At 67.9% G+C, this 19,960-nt stretch carries 19 protein-coding genes; 13 read left to right on the forward strand and 6 right to left on the reverse strand.

Annotated elements, in window-relative coordinates:
• Positions 1–154: 154 nt before the first annotated feature.
• From HQ312_RS05470 to HQ312_RS05485, 4 genes are read left to right on the forward strand one after another with little or no spacing between them, the layout of a single operon-like run.
• Positions 155–1,411 (forward strand): class I SAM-dependent methyltransferase, encoded by a 1,257-nt coding sequence (locus HQ312_RS05470; RefSeq protein ID WP_056442274.1) that lies wholly within the window; start codon positions 155–157, stop codon positions 1,409–1,411.
• Positions 1,408–2,217 (forward strand): glucose-1-phosphate cytidylyltransferase, encoded by an 810-nt coding sequence (locus HQ312_RS05475; protein WP_027506282.1) that lies wholly within the window; start codon positions 1,408–1,410, stop codon positions 2,215–2,217. Before HQ312_RS05470 ends, HQ312_RS05475 begins: the two co-directional genes overlap by 4 nt.
• Positions 2,214–2,897, forward strand: a complete 684-nt coding sequence (locus tag HQ312_RS05480) for a PIG-L deacetylase family protein (RefSeq protein WP_222638037.1) — start codon at positions 2,214–2,216, stop codon at positions 2,895–2,897. The genes HQ312_RS05475 and HQ312_RS05480 overlap by 4 nt, the downstream gene beginning before the upstream one ends.
• Positions 2,898–2,902: 5 nt before the next feature.
• Complete coding sequence (locus tag HQ312_RS05485) at positions 2,903–3,940, forward strand: NAD(P)-dependent oxidoreductase (protein ID WP_027506283.1); 1,038 nt, start codon at positions 2,903–2,905, stop codon at positions 3,938–3,940.
• 4 nt (positions 3,941–3,944) lie between these two features.
• Here the strand turns inward: HQ312_RS05485 and HQ312_RS05490 are convergent, their stop codons facing one another.
• The gene (locus HQ312_RS05490) at positions 3,945–4,508 is read right to left on the reverse strand and encodes a dTDP-4-dehydrorhamnose 3,5-epimerase family protein (RefSeq protein WP_027506284.1); all 564 of its coding nucleotides are present in this window, start codon (positions 4,506–4,508) and stop codon (positions 3,945–3,947) included.
• 53 nt (positions 4,509–4,561) lie between these two features.
• Between HQ312_RS05490 and HQ312_RS05495 the strand changes: the two genes are divergently transcribed.
• The 4 genes from HQ312_RS05495 to HQ312_RS05510 are packed head-to-tail and all read left to right on the forward strand — an operon-like array spanning position 4,562 to position 9,115.
• Positions 4,562–5,692: a class I SAM-dependent methyltransferase gene (locus HQ312_RS05495; protein ID WP_027506285.1), complete on the forward strand. Its 1,131-nt coding sequence runs from the start codon at positions 4,562–4,564 to the stop codon at positions 5,690–5,692.
• Complete coding sequence (locus HQ312_RS05500) at positions 5,689–6,522, forward strand: glycosyltransferase (RefSeq protein ID WP_056441485.1); 834 nt, start codon at positions 5,689–5,691, stop codon at positions 6,520–6,522. Before HQ312_RS05495 ends, HQ312_RS05500 begins: the two co-directional genes overlap by 4 nt.
• The gene (locus tag HQ312_RS05505; protein ID WP_222638038.1) at positions 6,522–7,778 is read left to right on the forward strand and encodes a lipopolysaccharide biosynthesis protein; all 1,257 of its coding nucleotides are present in this window, start codon (positions 6,522–6,524) and stop codon (positions 7,776–7,778) included. Before HQ312_RS05500 ends, HQ312_RS05505 begins: the two co-directional genes overlap by 1 nt.
• Positions 7,775–9,115 carry a glutamate-1-semialdehyde 2,1-aminomutase gene (locus tag HQ312_RS05510; RefSeq protein ID WP_222638039.1) on the forward strand — a complete coding sequence of 447 codons (1,341 nt, stop codon included), beginning with the start codon at positions 7,775–7,777 and terminating at the stop codon, positions 9,113–9,115. Before HQ312_RS05505 ends, HQ312_RS05510 begins: the two co-directional genes overlap by 4 nt.
• On the opposite strand, the gene HQ312_RS05515 is transcribed toward HQ312_RS05510, so the two are convergent.
• Positions 9,090–10,430 (reverse strand): FAD-dependent oxidoreductase, encoded by a 1,341-nt coding sequence (locus HQ312_RS05515; RefSeq protein ID WP_222638040.1) that lies wholly within the window; start codon positions 10,428–10,430, stop codon positions 9,090–9,092. The genes HQ312_RS05510 and HQ312_RS05515 overlap by 26 nt on opposite strands.
• 34 nt (positions 10,431–10,464) lie before the next feature.
• Entirely contained in the window at positions 10,465–12,357 is a 1,893-nt protein-coding gene (gene htpG, locus HQ312_RS05520) for a molecular chaperone HtpG (protein ID WP_261782101.1), read from the reverse strand.
• 167 nt (positions 12,358–12,524) lie between these two features.
• On the opposite strand from htpG, the gene HQ312_RS05525 reads away from it, so the two are divergent.
• On the forward strand, positions 12,525–12,821 hold the full coding sequence (locus tag HQ312_RS05525) for a hypothetical protein (protein ID WP_056441499.1): 297 nt from the start codon (positions 12,525–12,527) through the stop codon (positions 12,819–12,821).
• 120 nt (positions 12,822–12,941) lie between these two features.
• The gene (locus HQ312_RS05530) at positions 12,942–13,625 is read left to right on the forward strand and encodes a hypothetical protein (RefSeq protein WP_222638042.1); all 684 of its coding nucleotides are present in this window, start codon (positions 12,942–12,944) and stop codon (positions 13,623–13,625) included.
• A 6-nt stretch (positions 13,626–13,631) separates the two neighbouring features.
• Here the strand turns inward: HQ312_RS05530 and HQ312_RS05535 are convergent, their stop codons facing one another.
• Positions 13,632–14,234: a hypothetical protein gene (locus tag HQ312_RS05535; protein ID WP_027506292.1), complete on the reverse strand. Its 603-nt coding sequence runs from the start codon at positions 14,232–14,234 to the stop codon at positions 13,632–13,634.
• A 78-nt stretch (positions 14,235–14,312) separates the two neighbouring features.
• Between HQ312_RS05535 and HQ312_RS05540 the strand changes: the two genes are divergently transcribed.
• The gene (locus tag HQ312_RS05540) at positions 14,313–15,752 is read left to right on the forward strand and encodes a glucose-6-phosphate dehydrogenase (NADP(+)) (RefSeq protein WP_222638043.1); all 1,440 of its coding nucleotides are present in this window, start codon (positions 14,313–14,315) and stop codon (positions 15,750–15,752) included.
• A gap of 15 nt (positions 15,753–15,767) precedes the next feature.
• On the opposite strand, the gene HQ312_RS05545 is transcribed toward HQ312_RS05540, so the two are convergent.
• Positions 15,768–15,998, reverse strand: a complete 231-nt coding sequence (locus HQ312_RS05545) for a PspC domain-containing protein (RefSeq protein WP_037186123.1) — start codon at positions 15,996–15,998, stop codon at positions 15,768–15,770.
• 171 nt (positions 15,999–16,169) lie between these two features.
• Here HQ312_RS05545 and ppk2 point away from each other — a divergent pair, with 171 nt between their 5' ends.
• Entirely contained in the window at positions 16,170–17,036 is an 867-nt protein-coding gene (ppk2, locus tag HQ312_RS05550; RefSeq protein ID WP_027506294.1) for a polyphosphate kinase 2, read from the forward strand.
• Position 17,037: 1 nt separating this feature from the next.
• Here ppk2 and HQ312_RS05555 read toward each other — a convergent pair whose 3' ends face one another.
• Complete coding sequence (locus HQ312_RS05555; protein ID WP_222638044.1) at positions 17,038–19,101, reverse strand: prolyl oligopeptidase family protein; 2,064 nt, start codon at positions 19,099–19,101, stop codon at positions 17,038–17,040.
• Between the two features lie 161 nt (positions 19,102–19,262).
• Here HQ312_RS05555 and HQ312_RS05560 point away from each other — a divergent pair, with 161 nt between their 5' ends.
• Complete coding sequence (locus HQ312_RS05560; protein WP_222638045.1) at positions 19,263–19,952, forward strand: hypothetical protein; 690 nt, start codon at positions 19,263–19,265, stop codon at positions 19,950–19,952.
• The last annotated feature ends 8 nt before the right edge of the window (positions 19,953–19,960 follow it).

Raw genomic sequence — 19,960 nt, forward strand, 5'->3', positions numbered from 1 at the left:
TGAGATGTAGTTCGAGCGAATGATTTGGAGCCGGAAACCGGCACAGGGTCTTTTTCTGTGGCAGAATACGTGCAAATCGTACAAAGCAGCGCGTTCGGTCCACCCCGTCGGCGGGGCCCGACACGGACGCGCGGCCTGCCAGTGAGGAATGCTCATGCACTGCCGTCTCTGCGGATCCGCCGACCTCGAGAGTGTCCTCGACCTGGGCGCGACACCGCCGTGCGAATCGTTCCTCACCGCAGCGCAGCTCGACGATCCGGAGCCCACCTTCCCCCTGCACCTGCGTCTCTGCCGAGAGTGCCTGCTGTTGCAGATTCCGGCTCTCGTGTCGCCGGCCGAGACGTTCACCGAGTACGCGTACTTCTCGTCGTTCTCGAGCAGCTGGGTCGACCATGCCCGGACGTTCGTGCAGGAGTCCGTGCGCCGCCTGGATCTGTCCGACGAGTCGTTCGTGGTCGAGGTGGCGAGCAACGACGGCTATCTCCTGCAGCACGTCGTGGACGCCGGAATCCGCTGCCTCGGTATCGAGCCGAGCGTGAACGTCGGTGCGGCAGCGCGTGAGTCCGGTGTTCCGACGGAGACAGCGTTCCTCGATCCGACGACCGCGGCGCAGGTGCGTGCCGCGCACGGGCCGGCGGACCTCGTCGTCGCGAACAACGTGTACGCCCACATCCCGGACGTCGCGGGATTCACCGAGGGGCTGCGCACGCTGGTGTCGGACCACGGCATGGTCAGCATCGAGGTGCACCACGCCCTCCACCTGGTGGCCGACGCACAGTTCGACACGGTCTACCACGAGCACTTCCAGTACTGGACGGTCCTGACGGCGACGAGGGCGCTCGCCCGAGGCGACCTGACCGTCGTGGACGTCGAGGAACTGTCCACCCACGGTGGTTCCATCCGGATCTGGGCGACACCGTCCGCGAACGCCGGCCCGCCCAGCGAGCGCACCCTCGACCTGCTCGCGGCCGAGCAGCGCGCGGGGCTGCATCACGTAGTCGGCTATCGCGGGCTCGAGAAGGCGGCGCGCGGGGTCCGAGCGACGTTGCTCGAGTTCCTCCTCGACTGTCGCCGGCGGGGTGAACGCGTGGTCGGATACGGCGCGCCGGGCAAGGGCAACACCCTGCTCAACTACTGCGGCATCCGAACGGACCTGGTGGAGTACACCGTCGATCGCAATCCCTACAAGCACGGTCGGTTCACACCGGGGACGCGAATCCCGGTGCACCATCCCGATCGCATCGCGGCGGATCGTCCGGACGTGGTCCTGGTCCTGCCGTGGAATCTCGAGAGCGAGCTCACCGAGCAGCTGAGCTACGTCGCCGAGTGGGGTGGGCGCGTCGTGTTCCCACTCCCCGTTCTCCACACCGCCGACATCGGGCGGCTCGACACATCGGAGGCTCTGGCATGAAGGTCGTACTGTTCTGTGGCGGTTACGGAATGCGCATGCGCAACGACCGCAACGACGACATCCCGAAGCCCTTGCAGATGGTCGGGCCCCGTCCGCTCCTCTGGCACATCATGAAGTACTACGCACACTACGGCCACAAGGACTTCGTGCTGTGCCTCGGCTACGGCGCGGCAGCGATCAAGCAGTTCTTCCTGGACTATCACGAGGAGCAGTCCAACGACTTCGTCATGCGCGACGGCAAGGTCGAGTTGCTGAGCACGGACATGAGCGACTGGTCGATCACGTTCGTGGACACCGGCGTCGAGTCGCCCATCGGCGAGAGGTTGCGGCGCGTCCGTGACCACCTTGACGGCGATCCGTACTTCCTCGCCAACTACTCGGACGTGTTGACCGACGCCCCGCTGGACACGATGATCGAGCGCTATCACGAGTCGGGCGCCGTGGCGTCCATGCTGGTGGTGCCGCCGCAGTCGAGCTTCCACTGCGTGGACGTGTCGGAGGCCGGCGAGATCAAGGACATCGTTCCGGTGAGCCGCTTTCCCATCTGGGAGAACGGCGGGTACTTCGTGCTCAGTCAGGAGGTCTTCGACCACATTCCGGAGGGGGGCGATCTGGTCGGCGATGCGTGTATGACACTGGCGGGCCGCGGGGAACTGTTCGGATACCGGCACGAGGGATTCTGGAAGCCGGCCGACACCTTCAAGGAGCGTGCGGAACTCGACAACGACTACGGGCGCGGCATTCGCCCGTGGGCGGTGTGGGAGGGCGATCGGAATCGACCGCCACTGTCGAGCGTCGTCGCGTGATTGGCCTGTCCCCCAGCCGTATCCGCTCGGTGGCGGTGCTCGGGGCGCATCCGGACGACATCGCCATCGGCGCCGGAGGAACGCTCCTCGACCTCACCCGTGGGGGAGATGTCGAGGTGCACGCTCTGGTGTTGTCGGGCGGCGGCACCGAGCGGGAAGCCGAGGAGCGAAAGGCACTGTCGGACTTCTGTTCGGACGGACCGGTGTCGCTCACCGTGCTCGACGTGCCGGACGGCCGCTCCCCTGATCACTGGAGCGCGGTGAAGAACGGACTCGAACAGTTCCGGCGTACGTGCGAGCCCGACGTCCTACTCGCACCGCAGCGGCGCGACGCGCACCAGGATCACCGCCTGCTGGCGGAGCTGGTTCCCACCGTCTTTCGCGACCATCTGGTGCTGGGCTACGAGATCGTCAAGTGGGAGTCCGATCTTCCGACACCCGGTCTCTATTATCCGCTCGCCGACGACGTGGCGGTGCGCAAGGCGGAGCTGCTGTCGCGGCACTACCCCTCGCAGCATCACCACGACTGGTACGACTCCGAGACTTTTCTCGGGCTGGCGCGCGTGCGAGGAGTGCAGTGCCGCAGCAGATATGCCGAGGCGTTCGTCGTGGAGAAGATACTCCTGCACACGGAGAACCTGCGGTCGGACCGTCCGGCACCGCAGACGAAAGGGTCGTGAACAGCATGCGTGTACTCGTCACCGGACACCAGGGATACCTCGGTACCGTCATGGTTCCGCTCCTGCAGGAGCGTGGTCACACCGTGGTGGGGCTCGACAGCGGCCTGTTCGCGGACTGCGTTCTCGGTGACGCACCCGCGGATCCGGTCACCCTGGCCACGGATCTGCGCGACGTCGTGGCCGCCGATCTCACGGGTGTCGACGCGGTGGTGCACCTCGCCGCACTGTCGAACGATCCGCTCGGCACGCTGGCGCCGGAGATCACGCACGACATCAATCACCATGCCTCCGTGCGTCTCGCACGTGCCGCGAAGGATGCGGGGGTGGGCCGGTTCCTGTACGCGTCCACCTGTTCGGTCTACGGCGCCGCCGGTCAGGACGCGGTCACGGAGGACGCGGTGCTGAGGCCCCTCACCCCCTACGCCGTGAGCAAGGTGCGCGTCGAGGACGACGTCGCGGCCATGGCGGACGACAGCTTCGCGCCGGTGTTCCTCCGCAACGCGACGGCCTTCGGCTACTCACCGCGGCTGCGGGCGGACATCGTGGTCAACGATCTCACGGCGTCGGCGTTCCTCACCGGACGCATCGTCGTCAAGTCCGACGGCACGCCGTGGCGACCCCTCGTGCACGCGCGGGACATCGCGTACGCCTTCGCGGCCGCGCTCGAGGCGCCGGTCGACCGAATTCGGAACCGGGCGTTGAACATCGGCACCGAGGCGAACAACGTGACGGTGCGCGACATCGCCGAGACGGTCGCCGACGTGACGGGTGCCGAGGTGGTGGTCACCGGAGAATACGGCGCCGACCCGCGGTCCTACCGCGTCGACTTCTCCGCGGCGCGAGAGGTGTTGCCCGCCTTCGTCCCCGAGTGGAGTGTCCGAGCCGGCGCTGAAGAGCTGGTCGCCGCATACGCCCGCCACGGTCTCACCGCGGACGCACTGGCGCAGCGCTTCACGCGTCTGGCCCGCGTCACCGAGCTCCAGCGGACCGGCGCGATCGACGAGAACCTCCGCAGGACGCGGGTGGGTGTCGGCAGTGCGTGAGAGATCACCCGCCGGCGACGAGGTCGCGCCAGGACCGCGCTGCCGCGTCCCGGTCGCTCACGATGCTCGGCGTCCCGCGCCAGCGGATCGCCAGATCCGCGTCGTCCCAGCGGACGCCCACGTCCTCGGAGGGTTCGTGCGGACGGTCGATCCGGTAGCACACGTCTGCGGTCTCGCCCAGGGTGAGGAAGCCGTGCAGGAAGCCGGGGGGCACGAACAGGTGCGCGCACTCCACGTCGTCGAGCACAACGTCGAACCACTGACCGAAGGTGGGCGACTCCGTTCTGGTGTCCACCAGGACGTCCTGGACGGCGCCGCGGGCGCACCGCACCAACTTGGCCTCGCCTCGGCCTCCTCGCCCGTGCAGGCCACGCAGAACGCCGCCGGCGGAACGGGACTGGGAGTCCTGACGGAAATCAGCGGCTCTCGTGGACAGGGTCGTGTGCTCGGCGATCGCCGCGTCGAAGATCTCGGTGTCGAAGGTCCTCGTGAAGAAACCCCGATCGTCGCGATGCGGGGTGGGCAGGAAGAGCAGGACGTCTCGCAGAGGTGTGGTCTCGACGCGCATGAGTCCAGTGTCGCCGACGGGTGCTCCCCGCGTACGACGAGCCGGAGAATCTCATGAGTTCGTGCAGAGCCTGCGCCTCGGCGACGGTGTCCACGGTGCTCGATCTCGGCCTCGTGCCGGCCGCGGACAGTTTCCCGACGGCCGAGTCCTCTCCCGAGGGCGACGAGATGCATGCTCTCGCGATGGGCCTGTGCACGACGTGCGGCCTGGCACAGCTCCTGGACGACGACACCCGCGCGGACGAACCGCGTGGAGTGGAGCCGGAGGCGTTGACGCGAGCCGCTTCTCGGGCGATGGACGAGATCGTGCGACGCGGGTGGCTCCCCGACGGCGCCGTGGTCCGCGAGTACGGAAGCCCCCACGGTGGGTCCTGGATCCCCGACGTGAGATCCCGTGGCGTCGCGGATGCCGGTCCGGCCGTGGCGGGTTCGCGCTCCGCCGACCTCGTCGTCGACGGTTTCGGGCTGATGCACGAGCCGGACCAGGCGGCCGCTCTGCGTGAACGTCGGGCGCTGCTCGGCGACGGCGGCGTACTGGTGCTGCAGGTCCACTCCTTCATGACCATCGTGCGGGATCGCCAGTGGACGGCGCTCCGCCACGGACACTTCGCCTACTGGTCGTCGACCGCGCTCGAGACCGCTCTGTGGGCAGCGGGTCTGATGCCCACCGGGTGTTGGGAGTCGGACCTCTACGGCGGGACTCTCCTGGTCTCGGCGATGCGCGACGACTCGGTGCGCCTCCCGGTGTGGGAGGACGACCTCGTGACGGCACGGCGCGTGCGGGAAGCCGAGGCTGCTGCCGCCGTCACCGATCCCACCGTCGTGTCGTCCCTCGGAGCAGCCGCCGTCGCCGAGGTCGAGGCGGTGCGGGCGAGACTCGGCGCGTCGTCTCGCGCGGGTGTGACGCTCGCCGCGTACGGAGCGGCGTCGCGTGCGGTCGCTCTGTTCGCGATGGCGGGGGTGACCACGGAGACGGTCGGCGCGGTCGTCGATGCGTCCCCGGCGAAATGGGGCCGCCGCATGCCGGGTACGGACGTTCCCATCGTCGGCCCGGAATGGCTGTACACCCATCGTCCCGACCGTGTGGTGGTGACCGTCCCGGATCTCCTCCCGGAGGTCGCTGCGGCGCATCCGGAGATGTCGTTCGTCGATCTCGACTCGGCCACGGAAGGACTCCGCTCATGACCGCTCCGCTCTCGGTGTGCATCCCGGCCTACGAGGCCGCGCGCACCCTGGAGACCACACTGGCCTCCGTCCTGGACCAGGACGAGGACATGGAGGTCCTGGTGCTCGACAACGCGAGCACCGACGCGACCGGCGACATCGCCCGCTCCTTCCGCGACGAGCGCGTCCGGATCGTGCGGAACGACCGGGTGCTCGCCATCGGGGACAACTGGAACGCGGCCGTGCGGGCCTCGACGGGCCGGCTCGTCAAGGTGGTGTGCGCCGACGACGTGCTCCGTCCCGGTGCGCTGGCGGGACAGCAGGCCGTACTGGACGATCCCGGGATCGCGGTGGTCTCGTCCAAGTTCGAGGTGATCGACGAGCAGGGGTCGGTGAAGGAGACCGGGCTCGGCCTCCCCGGCCTGCTCGGTCGACGCCCGGGCAAGGATCTCGCGGGCATCATCGTGCGCCGCGGTCCCGCCGAGTTCGGGCCGACCGCGGCCACCACCTTCCGCAGGGATCTGTTCGACCGGGTCGGCGGTTTCCGCGGCGACCTGGTGTTCCCGATGGACGTCGATCTGTTCGCTCGCATGGGCGCTCACGGGGACTTCCACGGCGTCTCCACCATCGACGCAGCGTGGCGCGACTCGACCTTCAACCTGTGCAGCCGGACGTCGAGCTACAGCAAACTCAGCGAGTCGGTCCGGCTGCATCACCGTCTCGCACGCGAACTCCCGGCTCTGGTCTCCACCGGCGACGTCCTCGCCGGAGACGGACGCATTCTCGGCGCCGTGCTCACCCGGTTACGTGCGCGAGCCGGCGACGTGGCCGACCGCCTCCTGCGGCGCTGATGCTGCGGCTCGCCCGAGACGTCCTGCTCGTGGGCTTCGGCACCTACGGTCAGTTCCTCGTCACGCTCGTCACCCTGCCGCTGACAGCCCGGCTGCTCGGAACCGAAGGAGTCGGGCTCGTCGCGGTGGGGATGTCGGCGTACTTCCTCGGCTCGGTTCTCGTCGATCTCGGTGCCACGCAGTACTTCGCTGCGCGCGTCGACGACCCCGACATCACGCAGGTGCGTGGCGCGTACGCGGTGGTGCGGTGCGGACTCTTCGCCGTGCTCGTCGTCGCGGCGCTGGTCGGGTGGGCCGCCGGTGTGGACGGTGCCGCCCGGATGATCCTGCTCGGGGCGGTCGCCGGGGGTGTCTGGTCACTGTCGGAGGACTGGCTGCTGATCGGTCGTGGCCGCTTCGGTGCCTCCACCGCCTACCAGGCCGCCGGACGTGTGGCATACCTGCTGGCGCTGGTCGTTCTGCTGCCGCAGTTCCCGTCGCCCGAGGTCGCGCTGGCCTGTCTGGGCGGCTCGTCCATCGTCACCGTGATCGCCACCGGCGTGGACGCCGACCGGCACTTCGGACGCCTCGTTCCCTCGTGGCGGGTCGGTGACACTCTGAGAACGGCGGCACCGGTGCTCGCGTCGCGGCTCCTGCTGACCGGCTACGGACAGGGCGGCGCGGCGGCGTACTCCACGGTGCTCGACGCGGTCTCCCTGGGCCTGTTCTCGGCCGCGGACCGGCTGGTCCGAGCGGGACAGTCGGTTCTCGATCCGATCGGGTTCGCGCTGCTCCCGCGGATGACCCGAATTCGGGACGGCCAGGCCTTCCGGGCGCGGACGATGCAGGGTGCGGCGGGGTGTCTCGCACTCGCGGTCGTCGCCGCGGCAGGGCTGACGCTCGTGGCCCCCCTGGTGATCCGCATCGTCTACGGCACCGAGTTCGCCCAGGCGACCGACCTGTTGCGCATCCTCGCCTGGATCCTCCCAGCCACCACGCTCACGTCCTACGTCACCACCGCCGTGCTGCCGGCGCAGGGTCGGACGTCGACGGTGCTCAGCGGCGCCGTCCTCGGCGTCACCTTCGCGGCGTCGGCTCTGCTGATCACCTCGGTCACCGGATCGGTCGTGACCATGGTCGTCGGGGTGCTCGTCTCCGAGTGGGCGGTGGCGCTGTGGTTCGTCGCCACGACCGCGCGGACCGTCCTGCGGCGCGAGTCGGACCATCCCGACGACACCATTCCCTCCCACGACGATCGCCGAGAGGCCACGCGATGACACACGAGAGATCCTCGGAACTCCAGGAACGTCTGCACCGCCTCGTCCCCGGTGGAAGCCACACGTACGCACGGGGTTCCGATCAGTACCCGGAGCACCTCACCCCGATCCTCACGCACGGGGTCGGCGCCCGTGTGTGGGACGTCGACGACAACGAGTACGTCGAGTACGGGAGTGGTCTGCGCTCGGTCACACTGGGACACGGGTACCGTCCCGTGGTCGACGCCGTGGCGGACGCGGTCGCCAGGGGAACCAACTTCTCGAGGCCGACCGAGCTCGAAGTGCTCGCGGCGGAGGACTTTCTGAGGACCGTTCCCACCGCGGAGATGGTGAAGTTCGCGAAGAACGGCTCCGATGCGACCACCGCGGCCGTCCGCCTGTCGCGTGCGGTCACCGGCCGTACCGAGATCGCGGTCTGTGCGCAGCCGTTCTTCTCGGTCGACGACTGGTTCATCGGGACGACGGAGATGAACGCGGGAATCCCGCACGGCGCGGTGCATCGGTTCCCGTTCGACGACACCCCTGCGCTGGAACGGATCCTGGTCGATCACGACATCGCGTGCGTCGTCATGGAGGCAGCCGGTGCGCTGGCCGAACCGTCACCGGGGTATCTCGAGGCCGTCCGCGCAGCCTGTGATCGACACGGGACCGTTCTCGTGTTCGACGAGATGATCACCGGGTTCCGATGGTCGTCCGCGGGTGCGCAGGGTGTGTACGGCGTGACTCCCGATCTGTCGTGTTGGGGCAAGGCCATGGGCAACGGACTCCCGCTGTCCGCGCTCGCCGGCCGCCGCGATCTGATGGAACTAGGCGGTCTGCGCACGGACTCCGACCGAGTCTTCCTGCTGTCGACGACGCACGGACCGGAGACGACGGGGCTCGCCGCGTTTCGTGCCGTCGTCCGGGCGTACGAGACGGAGGACCCCGTGGGAGCCATGGAGCGCGCCGGCGCCCGGTTGCGTGACGCCGTGACCGAGGTGGCGTTCGATGCCGGTGTCGGGGGACACCTTCGGGTCCTCGGACGCCCCAGCTGCCTGGTGTTCGCCACCGCGGATGCCGACGGGGTTCCCTCGCAGGCCTACCGGACTCTCTTCCTGCAGGAGATGCTGTCCCGCGGTGTCCTCGGTCAGTCGTTCGTCGTGTCCGCGGCGCACACGGACTCGGACATCGACCACACGGTCGATGCTGTGCGGGAGGCGGTCCTCGTCTACCGGAAGGCCCTCGAGGCGGGCACCACCGAGGGGCTTCTCCGAGGCCGACCGGTGGCACCGGCTCTGCGTCGGCTCGCGGCACCGCGGAGACTGCCCGATCTCAGACGGTCCCACCTCGAGACGTAGTCAGGATCTCACGCGCCGCTCGCCGACCGGAACGCACGGCCCCGTCGAGGTAGCCGGGCCAGCGATCGGCCAGATCCGTTCCTGCCCAGTGCACGCGGTCCGTGGTCAGGTCCTGATGGTGGAAGACGCCTCCGTACGGCGGGATCGCGGTGGGCGCCCCACCCAGCCAGGGTTGCGCCGACCAGGTGATGTCGTCGACACGACGAGGTGACCGCGCCCGAGGGCCGAACAGCCGCACCAGCTCGGCGACGACGATGTCACGGCGATCTGTGCGGGAGAACAGGTCTGCCGCGGCTCTACCGCCACTGAAGGCGACCAGGATGCCGGGCGAGTCCCGTCCGGCGTTGCCGTCGACGATCATCTGGACCGGGCCGTCGACGTCGAGTGCCGTTCCGGTGAGTCCGTTCTCGCGCCACCACGGATTGTCGTACACGACGATGGTCTTCGCGTACTCGCCCATGCGGGAGGTGCGCATCCGGTCCCCGAGTCCGGCGGGGAGCGCGCCGTCGATGTCGGCGGCGCGGGGGAGGGGAACCGCGAGAACCACCGACGATGCGCGGACTGTGCCGTCCGCGGTGACCACGTCGACTCCGGAGGTGTCCGGCCGGATCGCGATGACGGGTCGAGACGTCTCCGGCGGGGCGGAGAGGTGCTGTGCCACAGCTGAGATCAGCGATGCGGTGCCGTCCACGAAGTAGCGTTCCTGCGCTCCGTCACGCACCTCGGCGATCGCCCGCAGGCTGCCGGCCGCGCGCAGGTACTCGAGTGCGGCTCGGGCGGGGACCTCGTCCGGGTCGGCGCCGAAGATCAGCCGGAAGAAACACGTGAGGATGTCGCGGCCGTAGGCGGAGGGAAACATCCGACGCGCGAGAACGTCGGACATCTCGTGATCTCCGGGCCGCCAGGTCGACAGCAGCGGCACCGCGCGGTCGACGGTGCGGACCGCCAGGTCGAGGCGCGCGATACCCGAACCGACGGGGAGCCACTCGCGAACGGGGATGCGCGGCACCTGACCGTGGTAGCGGTGGACGCGGCCGGCGGCCGCGAACACTTCGTCCGCACCCCGTCGCCGTCGCGGTTCGGGAGCCGTGTCGACACCGAACTCGGCGGCGAGTGCGCGCACCGCGGTCTGGTCTCCACCGATCCAGTGGGCGCCGTGATCGACGTGGTGACCATCGGTGTCGACGGTGAGAACCTTGCCGCCGATCCGGTCGGCGGCCTCGAGGACGATGACCGAGCGCCCCGCCCTGGTCAGGTCGAGTGCTGCCACCAACCCACTGAGCCCCGCCCCGATCACGGCCACGTCCCCCGACATATGCCCACCCTACGGGTGGGCATATGTCCTCAGGTCACATCGTGCGTGTCAGCCTCTCCGCCAACAACTTCGCGAACGACGCGGGGTCGTCCAGCTCGCCACCCTCGGCGAGCAGGGCCGTGCCGTAGAGCAGCTTGGCGGTCTCGGCCAGCGCCATCTCGTCCTTCTTCTCCGCATGGGCCTTCTCCAGCGCGGTGACCAGCGCGTGGTCCGGGTTGAGCTCGAGGATGCGCTTGGTCTTGGGGACCGGCTGGCCGGAGGCGCGGTACATCTTCTCGAGCTGCGGGCTCAGGGAGAAGTCGTCGCCGACGATGCAGGCAGGTGAGGTGGTCAGGCGTGAGGACAGGCGGACCTCCTTCACGTCGTCGGACAGCGTCTCGGCCATCCACGAGGTGAGGTCGGCGAACTGCGCCTTTCGTGCGTCCTTCTCCTCGGTCTCCGCCTCGTCGTCACCCAGATCGACGGCACCCTTCGCGATGGAGCGGAACGGCTTCCCGTCGAACTCGGGGACGGACCCGGTCCACATCTCGTCGACGGCGTCGGTGAGAATCAGCACCTCGAGCCCCTTGGCGGTGAACGCCTCCATGTGCGGGGAGTTCTCCACCTGCTGACGCGACTCGCCGGTCATGTAGTAGACCGCGTCCTGGCCGTCCTTCATCCGAGAGACGTACTCGGCCAACGTGGTCGGCTTCTCGTCGCTCTGCGTCGTTGCGAAGGACGACAGCCCGAGGATGGTCTCCTGGTTGTCGTGGTCGGACAGCAGCCCTTCTTTGAGGGCACGGCCGAACTCGGTCCAGAACGTGCTGTACTTCTCCGGCTGGTTCGCCTGGAGATCCTTGACTGTGCTCAGCACCTTCTTCGTCAGGCGGCGCCGGATGGCGCGGATCTGGCGGTCCTGCTGCAGGATCTCGCGAGAGACGTTGAGGGACAGGTCCGCCGCGTCGACGACACCCTTGACGAAGCGCAGGTACTCGGGCACCAGCTCCTCGCAGTCGTCCATGATGAAGACGCGCTTGACGTACAGCTGGATACCGATCTTCGATTCGCGCATGAACAGGTCGAACGGCGCACGCGACGGAATGAACAGCAGCGCTTGGTATTCGAAGGTGCCCTCGGCCTTCATGGGGATGACCTCGAGCGGCTCGTCCCATGCATGGCTGACGTGGCGGTAGAACTCGGTGTACTCGTCCTCTGAGACGTCGTCCTTCGACCGCGTCCAGAGCGCCTTCATCGAGTTGACGGTCTCGTCCTCGAGCACCGTCGTGGCGTCGTCGCCCTCGCCGGTGGTCTTCTCGACCTGCATACGGATGGGCCATGCGATGAAGTCGGAGTAGCGCTTGACCAGCTCGCGGATCTTGTGCTCGGACGTGTAGTCGTAGAGGTGATCCTCGTCGTCGGCCGGCTTCAGGTGCAGGGTCACGGCGCTGCCCTGAGGCGCGTCGGACACCTCCTCGATGGTGTACGTGCCCTCACCGCTGGACTCCCAGCGCGTCGCGGTGTCCTCACCCGCGCGCCGGGTCACGAGGGTGACCTTGTCGGCCACCATGAACGTGGAGTAGAAGCCGATGCCGAACTGGCCGATGAGCTCCTCGGACGCGGCCGCGTCCTTCGCTTCCTTCAGCTTCGCGCGGACCTCGGCGGTGCCCGACTTCGCGAGCGTGCCGATGAGATCGACGACCTCGTCGCGCGACATGCCGATGCCGTTGTCCCGCACGGTGAGGGTGCGGGTTTCCTTGTCGATCTCCAGGTCGATGTGGAGATCGGAGGTGTCGGCGCCGAGATCCTTGTTCTGGAACGACTCGAGTCGCAGCTTGTCCAGCGCGTCCGACGAGTTGGACACCAACTCGCGGAGGAACGAGTCCTTGTTGGAGTAGACCGAGTGGATCATCAGATCCAACAGCTGCCGGGTCTCGGCCTGGAACTGCATTTCTTCGACGTGCGCGGTCACGTGACTCCCCTGATCGAAACAAGTGCCTGGTGGACCCTCGTATTTTACGGCAACCGTGCCTGCGTTCCCGCACGCCTCTTCCTCCGTAACAGTCCGCACGGTACGGTTTTCGAAGGCCGGGGCTCTCCCATCGGAAGGTGTGTGTCATGGTGCGAATCGGACTACGGCGAGTGGTCGGTGGAGTACTCGCCGCCGGAGCCGTCACGGCGGGATCGGTGCTGGCAGGGGCGGGAACCGCCTCCGCGGAGCCGACCTACGTCGGGCCGCTGTACTACGAGGTGGTGCCGGGGATCTTCCCCACGTGTCCGGACGTCGCTGCTGCGGAGCGCGCCAAGGGCACCACGATCCTGGTCGACTGCATTCGCTGGTTCGGACCTCAGCGTGGTTTCTCGCTGACTCCGTACCAACTCATCGCCGGCATCGCACCCCTCGACGGCAGTTAGCCGGCTCGTGTCCTGATCGTGACGTGAGTACAGGTAACGACGCCACGAAAGAGACCGATGGGTATGTCAGAGGGGGCGGCGATCGGCCGGCTCCGGACAGGAGTCGACATGTCGTTCTCGATGAGCACACGGGCTGCCGTCGCGGCCACCCTGGTCGCCGGCGCCGCGGTGCTGGGGGCATGTTCGGCTCCGGACCAGATGACGTCGGCGACGGCGGTTCCGGCGCCCGCTGACACCTCGGTCGTGACGCCGACGGGGACATCGGTCGTGGCGCCGATCGAGCCGCCCACCGGTACAGCGTCGGATCAGCCGGGCGCAGAGGAACAGCCGGTCGAGCAGTCGCCGTCGGCAGAGTCGGCAGACCCGGCGGACGCACTCCCGCGTCCGGGGTCGCAGGAGGTGTCGGTGGATCCCGAGCTCTTCCGCGACAGTGGCGGGGCGGGTGAGGGGTACTACTTCCGGACACCGTCGGGGAATGTGTCGTGCGGGCTCTTCCCGAACGGAACCTCGGTCGGATTCCTGGGATGCCAGGCCGTGTCCAGTGTCGCTCCCGACGAGGGCGAGGTCTGCTCGAACGGTGCCACCAGCAGGTACGCCGTCCGCGTGGAGAGCACCGGGCCGATCCACTACTGCACGAATCAGGGCTATTTCACCGGCTCGGAGAACATCCGCACACTGCAGTACGGCGAGGTGATCAACACGGGGCAGAGCTTCTGCGTCTCTCGGGAGGACGGAGTCGCGTGCGCCCGCGTCGGCTCGAACGCGTTCTTCCTCTCCCGTGACGAGAACACCACCCTGCGGTGACCTCGGTCAGCGGTGGTCGATCGTCGTGCGTATCCGCGTCGTCGACGGGGCCGCGGGTGTGGACCCGAATCCGAACCGCACCGGCGGCTCCACCGGCGACAGGTGTCCCAGATCGTCGCCCTTCCACGATGCCGTCGCGCCGACGATGCTGCGCTGCCCTCGCGCTCCGTAGTATTCGCGCCGCCCACCGCCGGCGGTGCCCCTGGTCCGCACGCCGCGCATCACGACCCGCGCGATCGGGTCGCTCACCGTACAGAACCAGGGTGCGGTGACCACCGACGTCGGTGCGAGGGTGAGCAGTCGACCCAGCAGTGTCGGGCCGCCGATCTGGAAGGACACCTCGAGATCACCCGCGGAGACGCCGACTCGGTCACCTCGGCGGTGATACGAGACGTCGGTGATGGTCGTCGTGTCGAAGTGGTAGGTCGCGGTGACGAACTCGCGGACCGCGTCGGACGGTGCCAGCAGAAGGCGCTCGCCGTCCGCGAACTCGACCATGACATCGGTGAAGTCGCCCAGCGGCGACGACGTCCAGTGGCCGACGACGATCCTGGTTCCGCTGGAGGTCCCGAGACCGGCGATGTCGCCGTCGAAGATCGATCGTGTCACCGGCTCGACAGTAGCGTCGACGCGGCACTGTGAGGCGATCGAGGTTCGGGGGAGCCCCCGACTGGGCATCATGGAGGCATGGCTGACACTGCGACATCCGAATCCGGCGGGGCTCCGACCATCTTCGTGCTCTTCGGGGCGACGGGAGACCTTGCCAAGCGCATGGTGCTGCCGGCGTTCTACGAACTTGCGCAGGAAGGACTGCTGCCCGAGCAGTGGGCGTTGGTGGGCAACGGTCGAGGTGAGAAGACCGACGACGAGTTCCGCGAGCACATCCGCGCGGCGCTCGAGGAGTTCGGTCCCGGGGAGGGTGTCGACAGCATCGACGAGAAGGTGTGGTCGTCATTCGCGGACCGTGTTCGCTTCGCGGGCAACGGATTCACCGCCGACGATCCGGGTGACCTGCCGTCGGTCATCGGAGACGTGAAGGACGAGCTGGGCGGCGACGTGCAGCTCGTGCACTACATCGCGCTGCCGCCCTCGACCTTCATCGACTACACCGAGGCGCTCGGCGCACACGATCTCGCCGAGGGCGCGCGGGTGGTCTACGAGAAGCCGTTCGGCACGTCGCAGGAGAACTTCGAGAAGCTCGACGAGGCGGTCCATGCCATCGTCGACGAGAAGCAGGTCTATCGGATCGACCACTTCCTCGGCAAGGAGAACACCCAGAACCTGCACATCCTGCGCTTCGCGAACGGGATGATCGAGGGGATCTGGAACCGGGAACACGTGGAGCAGGTGCAGATCGACGTGCCGGAGACGCTGGACATCGACGACCGTGCCGAGTTCTACGACGCCACGGGTGCCGTGCTCGACATGTTGGTGACGCACCTGTTCCAGGTCGCGGCGGAGGTGGCCATGGAGCCCCCACTCAGCCTCGGTGCGGACGACCTGCAGACTGCCCGCGAGTCGGTCATCGCGGCGTTCCGCCCGCTCGACACGTCCGAGGTGGTCCTCGGTCAGTACCGCGGCTACCAGGACGTCGAGGGGATCGCGGACGATTCGTCGACCGACACGTTCGTCGCCGCACGCATGTGGGTCGACACCGACCGGTGGCGCGACGTTCCCTTCGTCCTGCGCACCGGCAAGATGCTGGGAACCAGCACGCAGCGGGTGTCGCTGGTGTTCCGTCGCCCCGAGGGACCGGTGAAGCACCTGCCGGCCGACGGCGCCGTGCTGACGTTCGACCTGTCGGGCGACGGCCGAGTGGACATCGCCATGACGGTCAAGGAGCCCGGCCCCGGCGAGGACCTCGGGATCGGTCGGATGTCGCTCGACCTGTCGACGGTGTCGGACGACGAGCCGCTGTCGCCCTATTCACGACTCATTCTCGACGTACTCGACGGTGACCGGTCGTTGTTCACCCGTCCCGACGGACTGGCTCACGTGTGGGAGGTCGCCGCACCGTTGTTGACCTCTCCGCCGGCCGTGCTCCCGTACGAGCCCGGCTCGATGGGACCCGAGGCAGCGAACGACTTGGCCTCTCCCTGTGGTTGGTTGGTGACCGGAGGCAAGTGACCGAACTCGCGATGGTCATGCTCGGGGAACGAGCATGACCATCGCGAGGTAGAGCAGGGCGACGGTGCCGAACGAGACGAGGGCGCCGACCACGGTGAGGGCGCGCACCAGGCTGGGATCCCATCCGGTGTACGCGGCGACACCGCCGCAGACCCCGGCGATCCAGGCGTCGTCTCGGCTTCGCGTCAGCTGCGTGGTGTGGTTCGGGTTCGGGTGGACGGTGGAGTTGCTCTCGTGGAATGTCATGTCTCCATCCTGAGTTCCGCCCGGGCGCTGCACCATCGGTGACCACCCCGAGACGTACCCTGAAACTCCGCCTGTCACGGCATCTGCTGTTCACCCCGTGATCACCGTCCCGTCTCCGGCGGCTCGTAGGTTCCTGGCGTGACCGCTCTCGATGACTTCGCCCTGTCCCGGATCGTGGACCTCTCGGACACCTCGTCGTTCAGCGTGCGGGACGACGACGACGACGACCCCGTGTTGCTGACCGGTGACGGAGTCCCGGTGGACACCTGGCGCCAGGCGTACCCGTACGACGAACGGATGCCGCGCGCGGAATACGAAGGTACGAAACGTCTTCTGCAGATCGAGTTGCTGAAGCTGCAGATGTGGATCAAGGAGACCGGTGGCCGCCACGTCATCGTCTTCGAAGGTCGCGACGCCGCCGGCAAGGGCGGCACGATCAAGCGCTTCATGGAGCATCTCAACCCTCGCGGCGCGCGGGTGGTGGCACTCGAGAAGCCGTCGCCACGCGAGTCGACGGAGTGGTACTTCCAGAGGTACGTCACCCACCTACCGGCTGCCGGAGAGCTGGTCCTGTTCGACCGCTCCTGGTACAACCGGGCCGGCGTGGAACGTGTGATGGGATTCTGCAGCGACGAGCAGTATCACCGATTCCTGCACCAGGCACCGTTGTTCGAGCAGATGCTCGTCGACGACGGAGTGCAGCTGACCAAGTTCTGGTTCTCGGTGTCCCAGCTCGAACAGCGGACGCGCTTCGCCATCCGCCAGGTCGATCCGGTACGGCAGTGGAAGCTCTCGCCCATGGACCTCGCCTCCCTGGACAAGTGGGACGCGTACACGAGGGCCAAGGAGGACATGATCCGGTTCACCCACACCGATCACGCCCCCTGGACGACGGTGAAGAGCAACGACAAGAAACGCGCCCGCCTCGAGGCGATGCGCTTCGTGCTGAACAGCTTCGACTACTCGAACAAGGACCACGAGGTGGTGGGGCGCCCGGATCCGTCCATCGTCGGACTTGCGGAACCGGACACCGACTGACCTAGCGGGTACCGCCCCCGAGCGTCCGCCACAGGAACGTGTACGCCAGCGCGGACGTGAATGCGGCCTGCGCGTTGTCGGCCGCACCGCCGTGGCCGCCCTCGATGTTCTCGTAGTAGGAGACGTCGTACCCGTACTCCTCGAGGAGGGCGTCCATCTTGCGCGCGTGCCCGGGGTGCACACGGTCGTCCCTCGTCGACGTCGTGATGAGGATCGGCGGATACACACCGATCGAGTTCCCCGGCGGTGAGACGTTCTGGTACGGGCTGTACTCGGAGATGAAGGCCCACTCGTCGGGATCGTCGGGATCTCCGTACTCGGCCATCCACGACGCCCCGGCCAGCAGGCGGTGATACCGCTTCATGTCCAGGAGCGGCACCTGACACACGATGGCGCCGAACGACTCCGGGTACTTGGTGAGCATGATGCCCATGAGCAGGCCGCCGTTGCTGCCGCCCTGCGCGCCCAACTGGTCCGGGGTGGTGATGCCGCGCTCCACCAGATCGCTCGCGACCGCCGCGAAGTCCTCGTGCACCTTGTGTCGACCGGACTTCAGCACCTCGGTGTGCCACGACGGCCCGTACTCGCCGCCGCCGCGGATGTTCGCCACCACGTAGGTACCGCCCCGAGCCAGCCAGGCCGCGCCGACCACGCCGCTGTACGAGGGGGTGAGTGAGACCTCGAAACCGCCGTATCCGTAGAGGAGGGTGGGGCCTGCGGCCGTCGGACGGTCCTGCGTTCCGGGGTTCCGTACGACGAAGTAGGGCACGCGTGTGCCGTCGAGTGAGGTGGCGAAGTACTGCTCGACCGCGAGGCCCGTGGTGTCGAAGAACGCGGGAGCGGACTTCAGGACCTCGGGTTCGGTCCCGACGGTGCCCACCAGAAGAGTGGACGGAGTGAGGTGGCCGCTCGCGTCGAGGAAGTATTCGTCACCGCCGAACTCGGGGTCGGTGCCGATGACGGTGACGTCGACGGCGTCCGGGAGCCCCTGCAGGCGTTCGGAGGTGACCGTGTCGCCCAGCGTCACCACGTGCACGCTGGAGCGGACGTCCTCGAGCAGCACCATCAGCAGATGGTTCTCGGTCCACGCGTACTGGTGCAGCGACGTGCGGGCGTCGGGAGCGAAGACGACGACCAGATCCCTTGCACCGGAGAGGAACTCGTCGATCTTCGCGGCCACCAGCGACCCTGCGGCGTACTCGGTGCCGTCGACGGTCCATGCGGTCGTCAGGCGAACGGTCAACCAGTTCTCGTGCAGGGACACCGAGGCATCGGTGGGCACGTCGAGGACCGTGGTCGATCCGTCGTCGTGAAGAATCGAGGTGACGGCATTGAAGAAGTCGGTGGCGCGCTGGACCAGGCTGCGCTCGAAGCCGGGCGTCGCATCGTGCGAGGCGGACACCGCGACGTCGGTCTGCTCACCCTCGTACACGACGGGAGCCTCCGCGAGAGGAGTTCCACGGAGCCACCGGTGTGCGCGCCGGGGGTACCCGGAATCGGTGAGCGACCCGGGTCCGAGATCCGTGCCGACGAAGACCGTGTCCGCGTCGATCCAGTCGATGTCCGTCTTGGCCTCGGGGACGACGAAGCCACCCTCGTCGGGTGCGACGAAGGAGCGGGACGTGAGCGAGTACTCGCGGATCACCGATGCGTCCGCGCCGCCGCGCGACAGGGAGATCAGCGCGCGGTCGAACGACGGACGGAGCACCTGCGCGCTCTTCCACACCCAGTTCTCGCCCTCGGCCTCGGCGAGAGCGTCGAGATCGATGATGACGTCCCAGGCGGGACTGTCCTTCCGGTACTCCTCCATGGTGGTGCGCCGCCACAGCCCGCGGGGGTGCGACGCGTCCTTCCAGAAGTTGTAGAGGTGGTCGCCGCGCTTGCGCGCGTACGGGATGCGCGCGTCGGTGTCGAGAATGCTCCGGATGTCGGTCTCGAGCGTCCGGAACTCGTCGTTCGCGGTGAACTCGTCGACCGTGCGCTCGTTACGGGCACGCACCCACTCGAGGGCGGCGTCGCCGGTCACGTCTTCGAGCCACTCGTACTTGTCGGTCACACGCACCATTCTGCCCGTGGGGCGACACCGCCGCCGCGTGCGGAAACAGCGCGTGGAGGAATCGTAGTGGCGTCAAAACAAGATCGCGGTATGTTTATAGGGTAGTATCACGCCACAAAGGACGGAATGAGTCCGTATTCGGTCGGGGAGACCATCACAGGGAGTGGATGATGACCGTGTCGATCCAGAGCGACGGCGTCGGAGCCGTGACGAACCACGATGTGGCGGGCCACGGTGTGACGGGTTCCAGGAGCCGTGTCCACGGCACCTCGGCTCGGGGAACCGACTACGCCGGCGTGCACGTCGTGTACCTCGGTCACCGATCGGCGGTGGTCACGGCAGCGATGCGCCTGATCCTGCCCGGCGCCGAGGTGACCTTCGTCGAGGCGGATCGTCTGCACGAGCTGTCCGTCGACGGTGAGGCGATGGTCCTGATGGACGGGTCGCACGACCCGGCCGACGTCCCCGCTCTCCTCGAGGCCGCGGCGCGCCGCAGTGTCGGCATGGTGGTGGGATCGCGCAGCACGACGGGTGGTCGAGACGGATCGTCCGCGCTGCGTCGCGTGGGCACGAGAGTGGCGAACGCGCTGATCCGGCACACCGCAGACCTGCCGCTGCGCGACGTCACCTCCAGCTTCCGCGTGTACACGGGCGACGCCTGGCGATCCATCGGCGGCGCTGCGGCGCTGCGCGGTGGTCTCCTCCCGTCCCTCGTCACCTCCGCCCACGCCGTGCACCATCAGCGCTGGATCATCGCCGAGGTGCCGGTGAGCACGCGGCCGCTGTCGGGCACTGCGCGACCGAACGTCGGATCGCTCGTGCGCACGGTCGTCGTTCTCGCGAGGCGCCGCCGGGCCTAGAGTCGTCC

The sequence above is a fragment of the Rhodococcus sp. BP-316 genome (assembly GCF_019836105.1).
Taxonomy (GTDB): Bacteria; Actinomycetota; Actinomycetes; order Mycobacteriales; family Mycobacteriaceae; genus Rhodococcoides.

Coding starts and splice junctions, on each gene's coding strand:
- HQ312_RS05470 (WP_056442274.1), top strand. CDS start 155: ATGCACTGCCGTCTCTGCGGATCCGCCGACCTCGAGAGTGTCCTCGAC.
- HQ312_RS05475 (WP_027506282.1), top strand. CDS start 1,408: ATGAAGGTCGTACTGTTCTGTGGCGGTTACGGAATGCGCATGCGCAAC.
- HQ312_RS05485 (WP_027506283.1), top strand. CDS start 2,903: ATGCGTGTACTCGTCACCGGACACCAGGGATACCTCGGTACCGTCATG.
- HQ312_RS05490 (WP_027506284.1), bottom strand. CDS start 4,508: ATGCGCGTCGAGACCACACCTCTGCGAGACGTCCTGCTCTTCCTGCCC.
- HQ312_RS05495 (WP_027506285.1), top strand. CDS start 4,562: ATGAGTTCGTGCAGAGCCTGCGCCTCGGCGACGGTGTCCACGGTGCTC.
- HQ312_RS05500 (WP_056441485.1), top strand. CDS start 5,689: ATGACCGCTCCGCTCTCGGTGTGCATCCCGGCCTACGAGGCCGCGCGC.
- HQ312_RS05505 (WP_222638038.1), top strand. CDS start 6,522: ATGCTGCGGCTCGCCCGAGACGTCCTGCTCGTGGGCTTCGGCACCTAC.
- HQ312_RS05510 (WP_222638039.1), top strand. CDS start 7,775: ATGACACACGAGAGATCCTCGGAACTCCAGGAACGTCTGCACCGCCTC.
- HQ312_RS05515 (WP_222638040.1), bottom strand. CDS start 10,430: ATGTCGGGGGACGTGGCCGTGATCGGGGCGGGGCTCAGTGGGTTGGTG.
- htpG (WP_261782101.1), bottom strand. CDS start 12,357: ATGCAGTTCCAGGCCGAGACCCGGCAGCTGTTGGATCTGATGATCCAC.
- HQ312_RS05525 (WP_056441499.1), top strand. CDS start 12,525: ATGGTGCGAATCGGACTACGGCGAGTGGTCGGTGGAGTACTCGCCGCC.
- HQ312_RS05530 (WP_222638042.1), top strand. CDS start 12,942: ATGAGCACACGGGCTGCCGTCGCGGCCACCCTGGTCGCCGGCGCCGCG.
- HQ312_RS05540 (WP_222638043.1), top strand. CDS start 14,313: ATGGCTGACACTGCGACATCCGAATCCGGCGGGGCTCCGACCATCTTC.
- HQ312_RS05545 (WP_037186123.1), bottom strand. CDS start 15,998: ATGACATTCCACGAGAGCAACTCCACCGTCCACCCGAACCCGAACCAC.
- HQ312_RS05555 (WP_222638044.1), bottom strand. CDS start 19,101: ATGGTGCGTGTGACCGACAAGTACGAGTGGCTCGAAGACGTGACCGGC.
- HQ312_RS05560 (WP_222638045.1), top strand. CDS start 19,263: ATGACCGTGTCGATCCAGAGCGACGGCGTCGGAGCCGTGACGAACCAC.